Below are 19326 nucleotides of genomic sequence, written 5' to 3' on the forward strand. Positions count from 1 at the left end.
ATGCAAGGAAAAGACCTGAAAATAGTTTTTATGGGAACGCCCGATTTTGCCGTAGCCAGTTTACAGGCTTTGGTTGAAGGCGGATACAATATTGTTGGTGTAATTACAGCGCCCGACAAACCGGCAGGACGTGGAAAAAAGCTCCACCAATCGGCGGTGAAAGTTTATGCAAGCGAACAAGGACTAAATGTAATGCAACCCGAAAAGCTTAAAAATCCTGAGTTTCTGGATGAATTGAGAGCTTTGGAAGCCGACTTGCAAGTGGTTGTGGCTTTCAGGATGTTGCCCGAAGTAGTTTGGGATATGCCGCGTTTGGGGACTTTTAATTTGCACGGATCGTTGTTGCCGCAATACCGTGGTGCTGCACCTTTAAACTGGGCGGTTATAAATGGTGAAACACAAACCGGAGTAACTACATTTTTGCTCGATCATGAAATTGATACCGGCAAAATTCTTTTCCGGAAAGAGATTGATATTTGGGAAAACGACACAGTTGGAACCATTCACGATGCACTGATGGGCATTGGCGCCAAACTGGTAGTTGAAACCGTTGATGCACTGGCGTCGGGAGATTACAAAGCCATTCCGCAGGAAGAGCTTGTTGCTGAAAGCGAAGAAATAAAACACGCTCCTAAAATTTTCAAGGAAGATTGTAAAATTGATTGGTCGGCTGATGCAGATGCAGTTTGTAACCTTATTCGCGGATTATCGCCCTCCCCCGCAGCCTGGAGCACCTTAAAACATAAACAATCGGGAAAAGAAATTGCCACCAAAATTTTTATGACCATGCGTGTTGAAGATAACAAAAACACGCCTCCGGGAACATTGGAAAGCGACGGTAAAAACTTTATAAAAGTGGCTTGCACAAATGGCTGGCTGCAAATTACCGACTTGCAGATTGCCGGTAAAAAAAGAATGAAAGTTCAGGAATTCCTTCGGGGATTTCAACAGATTGGGGAATATACCTTTCTATAACCTGAATCGATTATAAAAAAGTTCACCCGGCAAGCTTTTGGGAAAACCAAAGTTGCCGGGTGTATTTTTTACTGTTTTTTGTTTGTCGTTGTTATTTCTTAACGGCTTTTCCGTTCATGATAAAGAAATAGATCAGGAAACCGAGCGAAATACAAACCATTAAAATTCCGAGTGGTAACACGGCATCACGACCTCTAACCAATTCGCGGTCAAATAATCCCATCACTTCAATAATGATAAAGCCCAAACCGGTCATTAACGCTACCAGTCCCCATTTTAACGAAGGATAACGGTTCGATTCATCATTTTCACTTTTCGGCTCTTCAAGAATACCAACTCTTTCGTACTGTTCCGCCTTTATTAATTTCCGTTTTAACAAATGAATTGAAATAAGTCTAAGGATGTGATAAATGGCAAAAAACACCACTGCTGTTACAATAATTTCCGGCATCATAATTTTTCTTTTTAATTAATTTCTGACCGTTTGACTACAGCCGTGAAAGAAATGTTGCAACTTTTTTTAAAATATTTTCAAAGAAGATTAATGGCATCCAATGCGGCAAGAAGAATAACCGTGAAAAACACAATGTTATATAAAAACGAAAGTGCGAAGAATTTAAGCACTACTTTTCCAATCGACTGTCCATAGAACTTCTTTAATGCAATAACTATGTAAATTGGAATAGATAAGAACAAAATTCCTGACAATGTACTCATGCTCTCATCAAACAAAAGATACAAACCCATTATCGTTGTCATTACCAAAAAAATAAACGAATGGATGTGAATTGAAAATACCAGGTGACGCATATAGTTGCGTTTCCTCCGGATGTAAATCAGTTTTAAGATAAGAGCAAAAAGTGGCAACAACAGAAAAAATGCATACGAAATGTATTTAAGTATTTTTGCCATTGTAGCTTCGGGAGAGCGCAAGAGTTGAATATTTTTCTGTAATTCAGCCTGTTTTTCCGGGTCTGTTTCCTCTTCTAATTCAGTCTGCATCTTGTCGGCGTGCTCATTCAGTGCCAGCCTGATGTTACGCGCACCGTTCCATTCTCCCAAATTAATTTCATTGGCAGCTTTATCAATATCAATGCTGTCCATCCGAATATTTCCTTTAGCTAAAACATTGTTCAAAGCTTCTTTTTCCTCCGGTGCAAACTCATCGTTTACCTGATTAATAATAGAATCGGCGGCAACAACCGAAGTAGAATCGAGCCCTAATTTTGCGTCTTTTAAATCAGAATCCAGAACCGTTGATAAACCACGATTGGTAACGATTTGCAACAAAAAAAACAGAATAAAACTTACAAAAACAAAAATGCGAAACGGAGGTGTATAACGTACACGTCGGCCGGCAAAGTACTCTTTGGTAAGAAAACCCGGGCGCGTAATCAGCGCGAATAATGTTTTAAAAAAGCGGGTGTCGAAAGCAAAAAAGTCGCCAAGGAAATTGTAAAAGATAAAGCCAAACGGTTTATCGTATTCTTTAACTGCCTGGCCACAATTCGGGCAATAATGCCCCGAAAACGTTGTTCCGCAGTTTAAACATTCAACATCGATGTGCCAGGTGGAATTGTCCTTTCCTTTAAAACGTTCTTGTAAATTAGACCACATTTTCATATTTCCGATTCTCTTTCATATCAATTTCCCATCCTTCGATAAAGGGGAAAATCGATGGTGCAAACGATCGAATCGGTTCATACATCCGCGAATTTTCTTTGGCTTCTCGCGAAAGAATATGAACATCTTCGTCGATTTTGTCAAAAATAACCAATATTATGCTCAATATCAAGGCTGATTTTAAAACGCCGAAAACCAACCCGGCCAGTTTATTGGCAAATCCCAGCAAAACGGTTTCGGCCATTTTACTTACTGCGCTGCCAACAATGTGCACCAAAATTACGATAACCACAAAGGTGATTACAAACGAAATGATATTCATGTGTTTCGAGTGCCAATCAAAATTTTCGATCAGAAATTCGGTGGTAACGTATGAAAATTTGATAGCTCCCCAAATTCCCAAAATGAGCGCCGCAATAGATGCAACTTCCGAAATAAGGCCTTTACTAAAACCATTTATTGCTGACAGGATCAACAAAATGCCTAAAACAATATCGATGTAATTCATAATTTGATTTCTACGGTGATAGGTTTACCCGAAACAATTTGCAGTGGTAAATATAAAAATTCGCGATCAGTTAAAAAACCGGCCAATCGGCCAGCGAACAGATTTTATGGTTAAACGAACTTTTTCCTCCATTTATTTTTTCGGTTGGCGCAATTATTGCCCTGTTCAAGATGATTTTTGATTGCATAATTGATACATTTATTCATAAATTTGGACTTCATAAAATTAAACGTAACAAATGCCTCTTCTAAATTCAGTAATCAAGTGGGTAAACATAAAACGCAACTACCAAATTCAATATTACCGCGAATATCCACATGAAATTCAAAACGAAACCTTATTTGAACTTTTGCAAAGTGCAAAAGATACGCAATGGGGTAAAGCACACAATTTTGATGATGTAACATCGTACCGCGAGTTTCAAAAAGCAATGCCTTTGCAAACTTACGAAGATGTAAAACCATACATCGACCGTTTGCGACAAGGTGAAAAAAACCTGCTTTGGCCGGGCGAAGTAAAGTGGTTTGCCAAATCGAGCGGAACCACCAGCGACAAAAGCAAATTTATTCCGGTTACCAACGAAGCTTTGGAAGAATGCCATTTGCGCGGCCCCAAAGATATTTTTGCCCAGTACATAACTTCCAATCCTGAATCGAAAGTTTTAAAAGGGAAAATTCTGACCTTGGGAGGCAGCCACCGGGTAAGCAGTTTTAACAACAATTCGTTTCATGGCGATTTGTCGGCAATTATGATCGAGAACGAACCGTTTTGGTCGGATCTGTTCAGAACACCGGCAGCAGAAATTGCCCTTATCGAAGAATTTGAAGAAAAGGTAGAAAAGATAATCGATACCACCCTCGACCAGAATGTTACTGCTTTTGCAGGTGTTCCGTCGTGGTACCTCGTACTTTTTAAACGTGTGCTGGAAAAAACCGGCAAATCAAATCTGCTGGAAGTGTGGCCTAACCTGGAGGTGTTTGCTCATGGAGGCGTAAACTTTGAACCTTACCGCGAGCAGTACCGCAAAATTATTCCTTCGTCGCAAATGCATTATGTGGAAACCTACAATGCGTCGGAAGGTTTTTTTGGAATCCAGGATAACGAGCACCAGGACGATATGCTTTTAATGCTGGATTACGGAATTTACTACGAGTTTATTCCGATGTCGGAATTTGGCAGCGAAAATCCTACGGTTGTCAATCTCGAGGATGTGGAACTGGAACAAAATTATGCCATGGTAATTTCTACCAACGCCGGCTTGTGGCGTTATGTAATTGGCGACACCATTAAGTTTACCTGCAAATACCCTTTCAAGATAAAAGTTACGGGGCGCACCAAACATTTTATAAATGCATTTGGCGAGGAGCTGATTATCGATAATGCCGAGCAAGCGCTGAAAATTGCCTGCCACCACACCGGGGCAATTGTAAATGAATACACCGCCGGCCCGGTATTTATGAGCGACAATAGCAAAGGCGCCCACCAGTGGATTATTGAATTTGCCAAAGCTCCGAAAGATGTCGATCACTTTAAAACAATACTCGATAATTCGCTAAAAACGCTGAACTCGGATTACGAAGCCAAGCGCCATAAAAACATGACCCTTGAAATGCTGCATCTTACGGTGGCGCCAAAAGGAACTTTCTACAACTGGATGAAACAACGCGGCAAGGTTGGCGGGCAAAATAAAATTCCGCGACTTGCCAATAACCGAAAATATCTCGACGAACTTATGAACATTCTGGGGGCCGACAGGTAATTTTTTTATACTTTAGAATTTCAAAAAAATAATTGAATATGCACATTGCAATAGCGGGTAACATTGGTGCCGGAAAGACAACATTGAGCGAACTTTTGGCCAAGCACTACAAATGGACCCCACATTACGAAGACGTAGACGAAAATCCTTATCTGAATGACTTTTACAACGACATGCAACGCTGGTCGTTTAACCTGCAGATTTACTTCCTGAATTCGCGTTTTAAACAGATCATCGATATCCGCAAGTCGGGAAAAACGATTATACAAGACCGTACAATTTACGAGGATGCCGAAATTTTTGCTCCCAACCTGCACGCGATGGGTTTGATGAGCACCCGCGATTTTGGCAACTATAAATCGTTGTTCGATCTGATGGCAAGCCTTATACAACCACCGGATTTGCTGATTTATTTGCGCGCATCGATTCCGACACTGGTAAACCAGATTCAGAAACGTGGACGTGAATATGAAAACTCGATCCGCCTCGATTATCTGAAACAATTGAACGAGCGTTACGAGACCTGGATTAACAGTTATAAAATGGGGAAATTATTGGTGATCAATGTAGATGACCTTGATTTTACAGCCAATCCGGAAGACCTGAGTTTTGTAATCGATAAGATCGATGCTCAGATCCACGGTTTATTCTAGAATATTAGCTATAAAATAAGAACTGTCATTTCGAAGGAAGAATGACTGAGAAATCTGTTACAGATTTTTCTCTTCACTCGAAATGACAGTTTTTTTATGTGCCAAACTTTACCCCTCACCCTTCGGGAGCTCCCCTTGAAAGGGGAGCAAGTTACCAGAAACTTTTCAGTTAAAATTGCGAAATTACATCAGAACCGTTTTCCCCTTTTGAGGGGAAATGGCGACAGCCAAAGGGGTAGATAATCTTTTTCTGTGTTTACCCTACAATCTTTTCAATTTCAGCTTTCACCCCGGGCCATTGTTCGTCGGCAAGATTCGGCCCCATAACTTCTACAACTTTTCCTGATACAAGTGCAGCAATCTTGCCACATTTTTCCAGGTCGTAGCCATTCGTAAGGCCATAGAAGAAACCGGCGGCATATGCATCACCTGCTCCGGTGGTATCCAATGCTTTGGCAGGAATTACTCCAACTCGTGCAACAGCATCACCTTGTTTAATCATCGAACCTTCTTTACCCACTTTTACAACAGCAATTTTATCGCCTTGTGCAATTTCATGAAGCGCCGCTTCCGGATCAAGTCCGGTGTATGATTTCGCTTCCTCTTCGTTGGCAAAAACAATATCCACATAATCTCGGATCAGTTCTTTCAGGAAATCGAGATTGGCCTCCACCACGTTAAAGCTCGACAGGTCGACAGCAATCTTAACACCGGCTTTTTTAGCAGCAACTGCACAAGCTTTAATCAGGTCGTGATTAAAAACCAGGTAGCCTTCAATGTAAACGTATTCGTAGCCGGTAAACAGGTCTTCGGTTACTTCGTCGGGAAGCATTTCGGCGGCAGCTCCAAGGTAAGTTGCCATGGTTCGTTCCGAATCAGGACTTACCAGTCCCATTACTCTTCCGGTAGCATTTTCGCTGTGGAACAAGTGTGTTTTTACGCCACGTTTTTCAAAGTCGTTACGGAAAAGATCGCCCAACTCATCGCGACCGATTTTCCCCATATATCCGGCATTTCCACCAAGGTTGGCTAAAGCACGGATCGAATTAGCAACCGATCCGCCGGTGGCCAGCTCGCTTTTTTCAGAGTAAGTCGCATCGTAGATGGTTTTCGACTGGTCGGCGTCAACCAGCGTCATACTGCCACGTGGTAATCCAAACTGTTCAAGCAATGAATCGCTCTCCAAAACCGAGATCACATCAACTAAAGCGTTACCCATGCCCAACACAGCAGGAATATTTTGTTTTGTCATTTTTATAAAATTTTAAGTGCCGCAAATATCAGCATTTTTATCCAATCGGTAAAACCGGATTAATAAGGCAGCTAGCGTAATTCTACCTTCATTCTCAGTATAAAATGTAAAACAAGTTTGAACTTGTATTATGTAGGTTATGAAAGATTTTCTCCCTTTTTACCTCGGTCCTATAGGAAGAAGGGAGAAAATCCGCAAACATCCTTTAGGACTGAGGTAGAATCAAGGATTTTCGTTCAATAATTTCAACCTTGATTGGCATATAAACCTATCTGGTAAAACTTTGTTTTCAAAAAAACAGCAAACATGAAAATCGAGGCAAACTCACCCGATGAATATATCGCGCAACTCTCTGAAGAACGACAACAAGCCGTTTCAAAACTTCGGGAGATCTTTCGTAAGAATCTGTCTGAAGGCTTTCAGGAAACCATAAGTTATGGAATGATCGGTTATGTTGTTCCGCATTCTGTTTATCCTGCCGGCTATCATTGCGATACAAAACTGCCACTCCCCTTTATCAATATCGCCTCGCAGAAAAACTTTATTGCACTTTACCACATGGGAATTTATGCCAACAAAAACCTGCTTGACTGGTTTGTTGCCGAATACCCGAAACACTGCAAAACAAAACCCGACATGGGAAAAAGCTGCATCCGTTTTAAAAAGGTCGACCAGATTCCATACAACCTCCTTACAGAGCTGGCAACAAAAATGACTGTCTCCGATTGGATCGATCTTTACGAACAGCAGATTAAACGATAATAAACAAGCTTTTAAAACACAATCCCCAACCCATTTTCATATATATATATCATCTCTAATTATGTTCATTTTCTGTCAATTCATATCTTTTTGTTATTTTTACAATATGAAATTTAAATCTTTATGATTTTAAAGAAACGGAGTGCTATTTTGCGCCCGCTACAGCAGCTGAAAGAATTAATAAAATCGAAATATATTATGAACTACAAAATCACAATTATCATGCTACTGGCCACATTATTTGGGGCATGTACGCAACAATCTCCGGAAAAGAAAACTTTTACCTCATCGTTGTTGCAATACGACGAACAAATCGATGGTATCATTTCGCAAATGACACTGGACGAAAAAGTAAACATGCTTCATGGAAAGTACATGTTTGTATCGGCCGGGGTTGAGCGTCTTGGAATTGCCGATATGGTTTATGCTGACGGACCGTTTGGTATCCGTGAAGAAATGGAGCCAAAAGGGTGGAATCCACTTGGCTGGGAAACCGACAAAGCCACGTTTTTCCCTACCGGATCGGCGCTGGCTGCTACCTGGAGTCCGGAGCTGGCTTATGCCTACGGAACTGGTATGGCAAAAGAAGCCCGTTTGCGCGGAAAAGATGTAATTCTTGGGCCGGCCATCAATATTCAGCGAATTCCTACCGGCGGACGTACGTACGAGTATATGAGTGAGGATCCGTTTCTGAGTTCGCAACTGGCGGTGCAATACACCAAAGGTGCGCAGGACAATGGTGCGGCGGCGTGTTTAAAACACTATGCGCTGAACAACCAGGAAAACAACCGCGGAACAGTAAACGTGATTGTTGGCGAGCGTGCCATGCGCGAGATTTACCTGCCACCTTTTAAAGCCGCTGTTCAGGAAGCTGATGCTTACAGTGTGATGTCGGCTTACAATAAAGTAAATGGCTGGTGGTGCGCCGAGAATGATGTGCTGCTAAACCAGATCCTTCGTGATGAATGGGGATTTGGAGGTTTTGTGGTGTCTGACTGGAGCGGAACTCACTCGACTGTTGAGTCGGTAAAACACGGACTGAACGTTGAAATGCCGGACAGCAAATTTTTAGGCGAGGCGCTGCTCGACTCTGTAAAAGCCGGTGCAGTTTCAGAAGATGTGATCGACCAGCGTGTACGCGAGATTCTGCGTGTGCGTTTGGCTATTGATCCGGTTCCTGCCGAAGAAGCCAATCAGGTTGTGACTTCGCAACCCGAAAGCCAGAAGATCGCTTATGATGTGGCATGTAAATCGATAGTGTTATTGAAAAATGAAGGCATCCTTCCTCTCGACCTCAGCAAAAAACCACTAATCGCTGTAATTGGTGAAAACGCAGTTCGCGAAATGGGAAGCGGCGGTATTGGTGCAGGTGTAAAAACGCTGTACGAAGTTACACCGCTTGAAGGCCTGAAAAACAAAATTGGCGACAAAGCAGAAATTCAATATGCACAGGGTTATGTTCCTGTGGAATTGGATTACGAAGCCATTTTTGGAAACAAACCACAGGAAAAGATCGATCGCGAGGAAAAAGCAAAAGCGATCCTGAACAAAAAACTGAATAAAGAAGCTGTTGCTCTGGCAGCTAAAGCCGATATCGTGCTGTTTATTGGTGGCGACAACCGTGCCGTGGAAACTGAAGCGAACGACCGCGAAAACATCTTCCTGCCATCCGGTCAGGATGATTTGATAAAACAAATTAGTGCTGTAAACGAGAATATCGTTACTGTGCTGGTTAGTGGTGCGCCCAACGATTTGAACACTGTAAAACCGCTGTCGAAAGCGTTGTTGCAATCGTGGTTTAACGGTACCGAAGGCGGAAATGCACTGGCCGACATTCTGGTTGGAAACATTTCGCCAAGCGGACGTTTGCCATTTACACTTCCTATTAAACTGGAAGATTCGCCGGCTTATGCGCTGGGCAACTATCCGCAGGGTGCCAAAAAAGGTGACATTTTTGTTGACCTTGTAGACGAGAAAGAATCGGAAGCACACGCTGCCGACGACAACCAGGAAAACGATCCGAACATGGCGTATTACTCGGAAGAATCGCTGGTGGGTTACCGCTGGTTCGATACCAAAAACAAACCGGTAATGTATCCGTTTGGTTACGGTTTATCGTACACCGAATTTGCATATGCCGATCTGAATACAAGCAAAGAAAGTTACGGCGCTGACGAAACTATTTCGTTGTCGTTCAACCTGAGCAATACCGGAGAAATGGCTGCCGAAGAAGTGGTTCAGGTGTATGTGCACCGCATTAATCCTTCGGTTGAATGGCCGTTTAAAGAGCTAAAAGCCTTTACACGCGTGGCACTCGATCCGGGCAAAAGCCAGACTGTAACGTTGGAAATTCCGGTTGAGAAACTGCAATACTGGAACGAAGAGTTGCATGCCTGGGACGACGACCTGTGCGATATTGAATTGCTGGTTGGTGCTTCATCAGCCGATATTCGTTTGAAAAAACAAGTTTCGTTGAAATAAGAGAGTTGGAAGACAGAAGCCCGAAGACGGAAGTCTGTCAGCCTAAGAGCTAACATCTCTGTCACACTTCGACTTCGCTCAGTATGACTGTAAATCTCGAAATGATTTTATCGTTAGGCCGAACTGTATAACCGACAATCTGAGGTTCTGCTGAAGTAAAATAGTTCTCAATAATAAGCCCGGTTTTTGCCGGGCTTTTGTTTTATACTCCAATTCATTTTTTCTATCTCATAAAAAAATAATTATATTTAATGCAGTAAAAATAAATACAGTTGAATACGCACCCGAATATAAGATTTCCACGAAAAATTGGGTTATACATACTTAGTTGCAAACTAGATGAACAAACTACATAAAATAGCAACTTTAATATTTTTGATTTCTTCATTGGGATTATATGGTCAGAAATTAGAGACCTTTAACTTAAATGGATTAATAGAAATATCAGATAATTATGGGATTGACAGTGCAATAAATGCATGCAGAATTCCTGTACATTTATTATCCCCGGAACTCACACATCAACTTTATAAAAAAGCAATTCAATCCAATTCTTCAGAAAATGTAAAACACTTTTTGGCGGACTATTCTTCAGTTGAAAAAAATCATGTAAATGAAAGAATTATAAGAATCATTCAACTTGATGATTCATACAGGAATATTGAAAAAATCAATCTTGAAGATTATGACTTTATAAGGAACATTCTTGCTGATTATCTTGGTTCTGAATGTTGGCAAGTTCTTCATTACTATAAAAATATTGGATTTTTAGACGTAGGCTGTTTTTACGCACCAAAAAATGGAAATGGTGCTTTATATAAGTTAGAACTGAAACAGAATAAAATTATCGTTTCTACAATTAAAAAATGGATTTCATAAAAAATGAAAAGCCAGTGGCTTAAAATTTTTCATATGGTAGGCTACCACCAAACACATGAAAGTTTCCGTTATTATGATCAAAAAAACAACTATATGAATAAGTTAGCTTTAATACTGTTTGCCACTATACTTTGGATGTATGCCAAATCACAAGATTTTGACAGGCAAGAATATTGGAATAGTTTACGCTATGATACTATTTCTCTGGATGAAGTTTATTATGGAAGGGTTAATCTACACCCGAAAAAGCAAGAACTAACTTTTTGCCTTGGAGAACCTGATAGTATCGTTAATCCTCATTACGAGTGTGGAGGATTCTCAGAAGATTGGCAAGAACAGGAATTTCTGCAATATTATTATAAGTCATTGAATTTTATTGGCACTGATGATAACTATATCATCGAACATATCGATTTCAAAGCTGATACAACGATTAACTTAAACTATAAGGGGAAAAATTTAAATCACAGAACTAGTCTCACGGATATTAGAACTTATTTTCCCAAATCTTTTGACAATAGATTTGTAGTTGATGAACCAAAGCAGAATTACATATTTTATCTGTTCCCCCAATTGATTTCGGATGATAAGATAATGCTAATGTTTGAGAATGGGCTATTAGTAAAATTGGAATATTATTCTCCATGTTAAAAAATGAGCCATCCCAAAACCATATTTTTGTCTAACTGTTATACCTGTAAATTCCACAAATTTAAGTTGAGCAGAGAAATAAAGCATGTTTGAGAAACTTTACCATTACTTGAATAAAGGAGACCAAAAAGGTGTTTGTACCGACATTACCGAAGACGCCTGCAAATATGTTCCCCGCAATTTCTTTTTACAAATTTTCAGTAATGTATTTACCCAGCTTGGCGATACGCTGAGCAACCCAAAAACCGTTTTAACCTGGTTAATGAGCTATGTAAGCGCACCGGTGTACCTCATTAGTTTAATTGTGCCGCTGCGTGAATCGGGATCGATGGTGCCACAAGTTGTTTTTGCGCAGTTCATTCGCAAACGCTCCATCCGAAAATGGCTGTGGGTAATTGGCGCTTTGCTGCAGTTTGTGGCCATCGGAGCCATTGGAATTATTGCCTTGAACTTTAACGGTTTTACTGCCGGATGGCTGATTGTAGCTGCCGTGGTGCTGTTTAGCTTGTCGCGAAGTATGAGCTCGTTGACCTCGAAAGACATTATCGGGAAAACCATCCCCAAAACCCGCCGCGGACGAATGAAAGGTTATTCCGTATCGTTGTCGGGCGTGTTGGTGCTGGCAGCAGGGTTGTTTATGTTGTATCAATCGAATGGTGCTACTATAAACTTTTACACCAATATTATCTTTTTTGCTTCGGCAACATGGCTGGTGGCAGCGTTTATTTATTCGCGCGTAAAGGAATTTCCAAGCGATATACAGGACGAAAAAGATGATAAAGAAGGTATACTCTCGAGTTTTAGCCTGCTGAAAACGGATAAACATTTCCGTGATTTTATCGTTGCCCGCACGCTGCTTTTATGTACTGCGCTGTCGGCCCCGTTCTATGTTATCCTTGCGCAGGAGTATGTGGGAAAAGAGGCCTATCTGCTAGGTTTGTTTATTATTGCCAAAGGGGTGGCATCGATTGTTAGTTCGCCGGTTTGGGGTAAATATGCCGATAAGTCGAGCAAAAATATTATGGCGGTGGCGGTGCTGATAGCTTCCATTCTGGGCATCTTTATCTTTATCACTATTTCGTATTTCGATGCCTTGCGAAGTGCAAAATGGCTCTATCCGATTGTGCTGTTCATTTTAGGTATTGCCCACCAGGGCGTTCGTTTGGGCCGCAAAACCTATGTAATCGATATGGCCACCGGAAACGAGCGCACCAGTTACGTGTCGGTGAGTAACACGATTATCGGCATCATTCTTTTGCTCGTGGGTGGGTTAAGTGCTTTGGTTTCGCTGTTGTCGGTGGAAGGTGTTATTTTGTTGCTGTCGATATTGGGTTTAGCCGGAGCTTACAAAAGCTACAAACTGCCTAATGTAGAACAAACATAAGGGCTGCAGAACTTGTATTTTATTCTCCTGAAAGGTACATTTGTCATCCTGAAAATAATGAAAACAGAAAAGATGAAAAGAATTAGATTGATATACATGCTGCTGATGGTAGTACTATTTTTTGCCGCATGCTCCGACGATAACAACGATCCGGTTGATCCAACACCCGATCCGGAAACTAAAGAGCTGATTTCGGCCATGGACTTGTCGCAGTTACCCGAAATTGAATTAACGAATCCAACTTTTTACGATCTTGAAAACAATGCAAAAGATTTTCTCGACATTGTAAAAGAAAATGGTGTGAACACGGTTCGCCTGCGTTTGTGGGTCGATCCGGAGAACGAACATTCGGGTTTTAACGAGGTGAAAACATTTGCCAACCAACTAAAGGCAAAAGGCTTCGATATTTGGTTAACGGTTCATTATTCCGATACCTGGGCCGATCCGGGCCAACAAAGCAAGCCCGCACGTTGGAGCAGCGTTTCTTATGCAGCATTAAAAGACAGTGTTTACGCTTACACTCAAAAAATAGTGACCGAAATTTCGCCCGACTACATTCAAATCGGGAACGAGATAAACAGTGGTTTTTTGCATCCCGAAGGAAACATTCAGGACCAGACTTTCCAGTTTCGGGAGTTGATGGAAAAAGGAATTCAGGCTGTGCGCGATAATTCGTCGACTACTAAAATTATGATCCATTATGCAGGTCTCAACAATGCAGACTGGTTTTTTAATGTGGTTCGCAGCCTCGATTACGACATGATTGGCTTATCGTATTACCCCATTTGGCATGGCAAAAGTTTAACGAGCCTGAAAACCACCATGACTAACCTGAGCGAAACCTTTGATAAAGAGATTGTACTGGCCGAAACCGCCTACCCTTTTACGCTCGACTGGAACGACTGGACTAACAATATTGTGGGGCAAGACGACCAGTTGATTCTGCCCGATTACCCGGCAACAACAACAGGACAGCAACAGTTTATCGAACGTATCAAACAAATTTCGTTTGACGAAGTGGAAAAAGGCCGTGGCTTTTGTTACTGGGGAGCTGAACTCATTGCCTGGAAAGGCCCGGAAGCCACCGATGCCTCGCCATGGGAAAACCAGGCTGTATTCGATTTTGATAATAAAGCACTGCCGGTGTTGTCGGCGTTTGGGGCAGAATAGGTTGATATAACTTAAGTCAACAAATTTAATCCTTCCCCCTTTGGCTGTAGCCATTTGGAGCTACCAAGCATTTGAATTAGATTGCTTCAGTCGTTTCACTCCTTCGCAATGACATAATTAGAGTACAAAGTTGGCAGCGGACAATGAACATGTTCATGTCGGCCTGATAGTCTACTGTCCGCTGCCTAATGCCCCCTAAACTGGAGTCATTACGAGCGTAGCGAAGTAATCTATTATTTTTTACCGGTAACTAATTAGTCCTAATTACAAGATTAATACACAAAACTACTACCGCCTAAAAACTCGCGCAGTAGCGATGTTGGTGGGATTTCCAGATCGCTGATGGGTTTAAAGTACGACAGGAACTCCAGTAAACGGGTAGATTCCATATACTCTGGCTGGTTTTCGAGCACTAATTTTAATATCGGCTCGGCATATTTTTTCAAAACTGCCAGCTCGTAAATGGTTGCCGAGTTAAACATTATATCAGCGTTTTCCTGGTAAGGGAATATATTTTTCTCCTCTCCTTTTCGCACCGAGGGCCAGCGTTTAATCGTTTCCGATGCACGATAACCACGGTATTTACAGTCGCGAATCATTCGTCGCAACAAGCGGTTATCAGCCGTTGAAACATGCGTATGCTCATCCACCGAAATCTGGGTAAGCGCCGAGATAAATATTTTAAACGTATTTTGTTCCTTTACATCGGTCAGCAAACCGGGATTCATTCCGTGAATTCCTTCCACGATCAAAATATCATCTTTATCGAGTTTTAGCGTTCTTCCGTTTTCCATGCGTTTGCCGCTGTGAAAATCGAACTTTGGTAAACGCACTTCTTTGCCTTCAAAAAGTTCGATCAGCTGGTGATTAAAAAACTCAATATCGATGGCTTCCAATGCTTCAAAATCGTACTCTCCGTGCTCATCTTTCGGCGTATGTTCTCGGTCAACAAAATAATCGTCGAGCGACACCTGGTACGGATGCATGCCGTTAACTGCCAGTTGCACACCCAATCGTTTACTAAATGTGGTTTTTCCCGAAGCCGACGGTCCGGCAACCAGCACCACCTTTGTTCCGTTTCCGCGCGCCGATATTTGATTGGCAATTTCAGCGATCTTTTTCTCGTGCAGTGCTTCCGATATTTTTATGATATCGCCGCTGCGGTTCTGCAATGCAAAATCGTTTAAACTACCTATGGTGGAAACGTTCAGAATTTCCGCCCAGTCTTTTTGCTCCTGGAAGATCTCGAACAGTTTATCGTTGTAAACGATTTTATGCAATTTCTTGAAGTGTTTTCGCCGGGGTATCTGCAACAACAAACCATCAAAATACGGGACCAAACCATAATTTGAAATATATCCGGTTGACGGCAATAGGTTGCCGTAAAAATAATCGCCAAGATCGTTCAGAAAATAAAGGTAGGAATACATTCTTCCCTGTTGTTCGAACAGCTGTGCTTTATCTTCCAGCCCCTGTTTTGCCAGCAGATCAACAGCGTGCGATGTGATAATGCCTTTCTTCACAAAAGGAATATCGGCCTCGATAAGCGCATTCATTTCCTGTTTTATGGAAAAGATATCAGAGTCAGAAATCTCGCGTTCCAGTCCCTGTAATTCGCAAAAATAACCATTGCTGATACCGTTTTGCACCTTGAATGCCACGTGCGGAAAAACTTCTTTTACGGCAGCATACAAAACAAAAATCAAACTGCGGATGTACATCCTCACTCCGTCGGGATGCGTAAAGTCGATAAACTCGATGTGTTTGGGTTTTACCACACAAAACGACAACTCCTTAACCTGATGATTTACAATGGCACCGCAAACTTGGTTTTGGAGTTTTATATTCAGATCATTACTGATTTCGAGCAATGATGTACCCATAGGATAAGTATGGGATGTATGTGTATTTCGGCAATAAATTTCAACTTCTTTCATAGTAACTGTCATCTGTTTCTACAGGTAAATGTATGAAAATGCGATGAGCAATTACAGTAGTGACACAAGTTTTTCAGGTATGGAGTACGTACAACGTTCAGTTTTATAAACAACTTTTCTCAATTGTCCTTCCGGACGGGAAATACTTTTTCCTATAGCTGAAAAAGTATTCAAAAAAGCCACCACTGACGATAAAAAACTAAAAATAAATTCCTTTCACTAAAATCAAGAAACTCCTCCTTTTAGACCTTCATGCTTCAGGTCTAACGATCGTCAAACAGACTTGATTTCTTTACGTTCTTTCCATTTATTTTCTTAACGCTTTTTCTCGAAGGCGGATCTAAGGGCACACCTTGCAAAAAGATTCGGAATTCGCCACTAGAATTTAATTCTACAATCCCAACTCTTGTTTCAGGTATTTGGCTGTATGCGATTTTTTGTTTTTGCACACCTCTTCAGGTGTTCCTGTGCAAAGAACTTTACCACCGTGTTTTCCGCCTTCCGGACCAATATCGATAATGTGATCGGCAACTTTTATTACATCCATGTTGTGCTCGATAACGATTACCGTATTTCCTTTTTCCACCAACTTATTCAGCACCTCGAGCAGTACACGTACATCCTCGAAATGCAGACCAGTTGTAGGTTCATCCAGAATATAAATAGTTTTTCCCGTGTCGCGTTTGGCCAGCTCGGCAGCCAGTTTTACACGTTGCGATTCGCCGCCCGAAAGTGTTGTTGACGACTGCCCCAGCGTGATATAGCCCAAACCAACATCCTGCAAAGTACTCAGCTTATTGGCAATAGATGGGATATGTTCGAAAAACTCCACGCCCTGGTTGATTGTCATGTTCAACACATCGCTGATCGATTTTCCTTTGTAGCGCACTTCCAGCGTTTCGCGGTTGTAGCGTTTGCCGTTACACTTATCGCAATGCACATACACATCGGGCAAAAAGTTCATTTCAATGAGTTTCAATCCCCCGCCCTGGCATTCTTCGCAGCGTCCGCCTTTTACATTAAACGAAAAGCGACCGGGTTTATAACCACGGATTTTTGCTTCGGGCAACTGGGCAAACAAACTTCTGATGTCGCCAAAAACATTGGTGTACGTAACCGGATTCGAACGCGGTGTGCGACCAATCGGCGACTGGTCGACGCGAATAACTTTATCGATCAGATCCAATCCTTCCACCTTTTTGTAGGGCAGCGGATCTTTCAGCGATTTATAAAAATGCTGGCTTAAAATAGGCTGGAGCGTTTCGTTTATCAGCGTCGATTTTCCCGAGCCGGAAACTCCGGTAACACAGATAAATTTTCCCAGCGGAATTTCAACCGTAACATTATTCAGGTTATTGCCCGAACAACCTGTGATTTTAAAAATATCGGATTTCCCGTTTCTGCGCACGGCCGGCACTTCAATCTTTTTTCTTTCGTTGAGGTAGTCGGCCGTCAGCGATTTCGACTTCAGCACTTCCTGCGGTGTTCCGGCTGCCACTACCTCTCCTCCATGACGACCGGCATGCGGTCCCATATCAATCAGGTGATCGGCATGTAACATGGTGTCGCGATCGTGTTCCACCACAATTACCGAGTTCCCCGAATCGCGTAACTGCTCCAGCGCCTGAATCAGTTTCAGGTTATCGCGGTGGTGCAAACCAATACTTGGTTCATCAAGAATATAAAGCACGTTTACCAGCTGCGAACCAATTTGCGTTGCCAAACGAATTCGCTGCGATTCGCCCCCGGATAGGCTTTGTGCGGTTCGGTCGAGCGCAAGATAATTCAGGCCAACGCCCAACATAAAACCAAGGCGGTCGCGGATTTCTTTGATCACCTCGGCACCAATTTTTAACTGACGCTCCGTAATACGATCTTCCAAACCATTGAGCCACTCGCCCAGTTCGTCGAGATCCAGCTTTGCCAGTTCCGAAATATTTTTTCCATCGATTTTAAAGTGCAGCGATTCATTTTTCAAACGCATGCCTTTACACTCGGGGCACTCGATAGTTTTTACAAACTGGTTGGCCCATTTCTGTGCCGTTTTCGACGTGCTTTCTTCGCGCTGATTATCGATGTATTTTATCACCCCATCGTAACTCATCATGTAATTCATGCTGTTACCAAGCGGTGTATTTTTTAGCTGAATGCGATCGTTCGTTCCAAACAAAACTTCGTTCAGTCCTTCCTCAGGAATATCTTTTACCGGCGTTTTTAGCGTGAAACCATGTTTCTCGCCAAGTGCCTCAATTTGCCAGAAAATAAGTGTGTTTTTGTATGGTCCAAGCGGTGCAATTCCACCTTTGTGAATGCTTTTATCTTTCTCGGGCATAATCTTGTCGAGATCGATCTCGGTAACGCGACCAAGTCCGTTACACTTCGGACAAGCTCCCTGTGGCGAGTTAAACGAAAAGTTATGCGGCGCCGGTTCGTTGTACGAAATTCCCGTTGTCGGACACATCAACAAACGACTGTAATATTTGGCCTCGTTGGTATCGTGATCGAGGATCATCAAAATTCCGTGGCCATGTTTCATGGCCGTTTGCACACTGTCTTTCAATCGTTTTGTACTGGCTTCGTCAACTACCAACTTATCGATCAGAATTTCGATAAAGTGGTTTTTGTAACGATCAACTTTATGGTTGTGCATCAATTCGGTCAGCTCGCCATCGATACGTGCAGTCAGAAATCCTTTGCGGCGAATCTGCTCAAACAACTCGCGATAATGACCTTTACGGCCTTTTACCACAGGCGCAAGAATATTAATACGTTTACCCGCAAAATCACTCTTAATCAGATTAATGATCTTTTCTTCGGTGTACTTTACCATTTTTTCGCCGGTGTTGTACGAAAACGCTTCGCCGGCGCGGGCATACAACAAACGCAAAAAGTCGTAGATCTCGGTTACCGTACCAACTGTCGACCGCGGATTTCGGGTGGTTACTTTCTGCTCGATGGAAATTACCGGACTCAAACCGGTGATCTTATCCACATCGGGACGTTCCATGTTTCCGAGAAACGAGCGTGCATAAGCCGAAAACGTTTCGATGTAACGACGCTGCCCCTCGGCATAAATAGTGTCAAATGCCAGCGACGATTTTCCACTTCCACTCAACCCGGTAATTACGGTGAGTTTATTTCGCGGAATATCAACATCAATATTTCGGAGGTTGTGCACACGAGCTCCCTGAACAATGATCTTCTCTTCCGATTCCAGCTCTGCCAGTTGCACTTCGGTATCTGTTTCTACTTTCTTTTTCGTCATTTTAAGCAATTTCGTGCTGCTAACAAT

General features: G+C 42.2%; 15 protein-coding genes. 9 read left to right on the top strand and 6 right to left on the bottom strand.

Features of this window, described 5'->3' with window-relative positions; translation table 11 throughout:
- Positions 1-975 carry a methionyl-tRNA formyltransferase gene (fmt, locus tag QZ576_RS11820; RefSeq protein WP_297097391.1) on the top strand — a complete coding sequence of 325 codons (975 nt, stop codon included), beginning with the start codon at positions 1-3 and terminating at the stop codon, positions 973-975.
- Between the two features lie 91 nt (positions 976-1066).
- On the opposite strand, the gene QZ576_RS11825 is transcribed toward fmt, so the two are convergent.
- The 3 genes from QZ576_RS11825 to QZ576_RS11835 all read right to left on the bottom strand — a co-directional run bounded on the left by QZ576_RS11825 (position 1067) and on the right by QZ576_RS11835 (position 3106).
- Positions 1067-1429: a DUF6249 domain-containing protein gene (locus tag QZ576_RS11825; RefSeq protein ID WP_297097393.1), complete on the bottom strand. Its 363-nt coding sequence runs from the start codon at positions 1427-1429 to the stop codon at positions 1067-1069.
- A 77-nt stretch (positions 1430-1506) separates the two neighbouring features.
- Positions 1507-2592: a DUF3667 domain-containing protein gene (locus tag QZ576_RS11830; RefSeq protein WP_297097395.1), complete on the bottom strand. Its 1086-nt coding sequence runs from the start codon at positions 2590-2592 to the stop codon at positions 1507-1509.
- Positions 2582-3106 carry a CvpA family protein gene (locus QZ576_RS11835; protein WP_297097397.1) on the bottom strand — a complete coding sequence of 175 codons (525 nt, stop codon included), beginning with the start codon at positions 3104-3106 and terminating at the stop codon, positions 2582-2584. Before QZ576_RS11835 ends, QZ576_RS11830 begins: the two co-directional genes overlap by 11 nt.
- Positions 3107-3344: 238 nt before the next feature.
- Here QZ576_RS11835 and QZ576_RS11840 point away from each other — a divergent pair, with 238 nt between their 5' ends.
- Positions 3345-4865: a GH3 auxin-responsive promoter family protein gene (locus QZ576_RS11840; RefSeq protein ID WP_297097399.1), complete on the top strand. Its 1521-nt coding sequence runs from the start codon at positions 3345-3347 to the stop codon at positions 4863-4865.
- A gap of 38 nt (positions 4866-4903) precedes the next feature.
- The gene (locus tag QZ576_RS11845; protein ID WP_297097401.1) at positions 4904-5518 is read left to right on the top strand and encodes a deoxynucleoside kinase; all 615 of its coding nucleotides are present in this window, start codon (positions 4904-4906) and stop codon (positions 5516-5518) included.
- Positions 5519-5774: 256 nt separating this feature from the next.
- Here QZ576_RS11845 and QZ576_RS11850 read toward each other — a convergent pair whose 3' ends face one another.
- Positions 5775-6770 carry an adenosine kinase gene (locus QZ576_RS11850; RefSeq protein ID WP_297097403.1) on the bottom strand — a complete coding sequence of 332 codons (996 nt, stop codon included), beginning with the start codon at positions 6768-6770 and terminating at the stop codon, positions 5775-5777.
- Positions 6771-7076: 306 nt separating this feature from the next.
- Between QZ576_RS11850 and QZ576_RS11855 the strand changes: the two genes are divergently transcribed.
- From QZ576_RS11855 to QZ576_RS11880, 6 genes are all read left to right on the top strand, one after another.
- Positions 7077-7532: a DUF1801 domain-containing protein gene (locus QZ576_RS11855; RefSeq protein ID WP_297097405.1), complete on the top strand. Its 456-nt coding sequence runs from the start codon at positions 7077-7079 to the stop codon at positions 7530-7532.
- A 123-nt stretch (positions 7533-7655) separates the two neighbouring features.
- Complete coding sequence (locus QZ576_RS11860) at positions 7656-10013, top strand: glycoside hydrolase family 3 C-terminal domain-containing protein (protein WP_297097407.1); 2358 nt, start codon at positions 7656-7658, stop codon at positions 10011-10013.
- Positions 10014-10352: 339 nt separating this feature from the next.
- On the top strand, positions 10353-10892 hold the full coding sequence (locus QZ576_RS11865; protein ID WP_297097409.1) for a hypothetical protein: 540 nt from the start codon (positions 10353-10355) through the stop codon (positions 10890-10892).
- A 93-nt stretch (positions 10893-10985) separates the two neighbouring features.
- The gene (locus QZ576_RS11870; protein ID WP_297097412.1) at positions 10986-11543 is read left to right on the top strand and encodes a hypothetical protein; all 558 of its coding nucleotides are present in this window, start codon (positions 10986-10988) and stop codon (positions 11541-11543) included.
- Positions 11544-11628: 85 nt separating this feature from the next.
- On the top strand, positions 11629-12927 hold the full coding sequence (locus QZ576_RS11875) for an MFS transporter (RefSeq protein ID WP_297097414.1): 1299 nt from the start codon (positions 11629-11631) through the stop codon (positions 12925-12927).
- A gap of 72 nt (positions 12928-12999) precedes the next feature.
- The gene (locus QZ576_RS11880; protein WP_297097416.1) at positions 13000-14097 is read left to right on the top strand and encodes a glycosyl hydrolase 53 family protein; all 1098 of its coding nucleotides are present in this window, start codon (positions 13000-13002) and stop codon (positions 14095-14097) included.
- Positions 14098-14369: 272 nt separating this feature from the next.
- On the opposite strand, the gene QZ576_RS11885 is transcribed toward QZ576_RS11880, so the two are convergent.
- Together QZ576_RS11885 and uvrA are read right to left on the bottom strand one after the other, a co-directional pair.
- Positions 14370-16034, bottom strand: coding sequence for a nucleoside kinase (locus QZ576_RS11885; RefSeq protein WP_297097417.1), 1665 nt, complete (start codon positions 16032-16034; stop codon positions 14370-14372).
- Positions 16035-16425: 391 nt separating this feature from the next.
- Positions 16426-19299: an excinuclease ABC subunit UvrA gene (uvrA, locus tag QZ576_RS11890; RefSeq protein ID WP_297097419.1), complete on the bottom strand. Its 2874-nt coding sequence runs from the start codon at positions 19297-19299 to the stop codon at positions 16426-16428.
- Positions 19300-19326: the final 27 nt, after the last annotated feature.

The sequence above is a fragment of the uncultured Draconibacterium sp. genome, assembly GCF_913060805.1.
GTDB lineage: Bacteria > Bacteroidota > Bacteroidia > Bacteroidales > Prolixibacteraceae > Draconibacterium.

Coding starts and splice junctions, on each gene's coding strand:
- fmt (WP_297097391.1), top strand. CDS start 1: ATGCAAGGAAAAGACCTGAAAATAGTTTTTATGGGAACGCCCGATTTT.
- QZ576_RS11825 (WP_297097393.1), bottom strand. CDS start 1,429: ATGATGCCGGAAATTATTGTAACAGCAGTGGTGTTTTTTGCCATTTAT.
- QZ576_RS11830 (WP_297097395.1), bottom strand. CDS start 2,592: ATGTGGTCTAATTTACAAGAACGTTTTAAAGGAAAGGACAATTCCACC.
- QZ576_RS11835 (WP_297097397.1), bottom strand. CDS start 3,106: ATGAATTACATCGATATTGTTTTAGGCATTTTGTTGATCCTGTCAGCA.
- QZ576_RS11840 (WP_297097399.1), top strand. CDS start 3,345: ATGCCTCTTCTAAATTCAGTAATCAAGTGGGTAAACATAAAACGCAAC.
- QZ576_RS11845 (WP_297097401.1), top strand. CDS start 4,904: ATGCACATTGCAATAGCGGGTAACATTGGTGCCGGAAAGACAACATTG.
- QZ576_RS11850 (WP_297097403.1), bottom strand. CDS start 6,770: ATGACAAAACAAAATATTCCTGCTGTGTTGGGCATGGGTAACGCTTTA.
- QZ576_RS11855 (WP_297097405.1), top strand. CDS start 7,077: ATGAAAATCGAGGCAAACTCACCCGATGAATATATCGCGCAACTCTCT.
- QZ576_RS11860 (WP_297097407.1), top strand. CDS start 7,656: ATGATTTTAAAGAAACGGAGTGCTATTTTGCGCCCGCTACAGCAGCTG.
- QZ576_RS11865 (WP_297097409.1), top strand. CDS start 10,353: ATGAACAAACTACATAAAATAGCAACTTTAATATTTTTGATTTCTTCA.
- QZ576_RS11870 (WP_297097412.1), top strand. CDS start 10,986: ATGAATAAGTTAGCTTTAATACTGTTTGCCACTATACTTTGGATGTAT.
- QZ576_RS11875 (WP_297097414.1), top strand. CDS start 11,629: ATGTTTGAGAAACTTTACCATTACTTGAATAAAGGAGACCAAAAAGGT.
- QZ576_RS11880 (WP_297097416.1), top strand. CDS start 13,000: ATGAAAAGAATTAGATTGATATACATGCTGCTGATGGTAGTACTATTT.
- QZ576_RS11885 (WP_297097417.1), bottom strand. CDS start 16,034: ATGAAAGAAGTTGAAATTTATTGCCGAAATACACATACATCCCATACT.
- uvrA (WP_297097419.1), bottom strand. CDS start 19,299: ATGACGAAAAAGAAAGTAGAAACAGATACCGAAGTGCAACTGGCAGAG.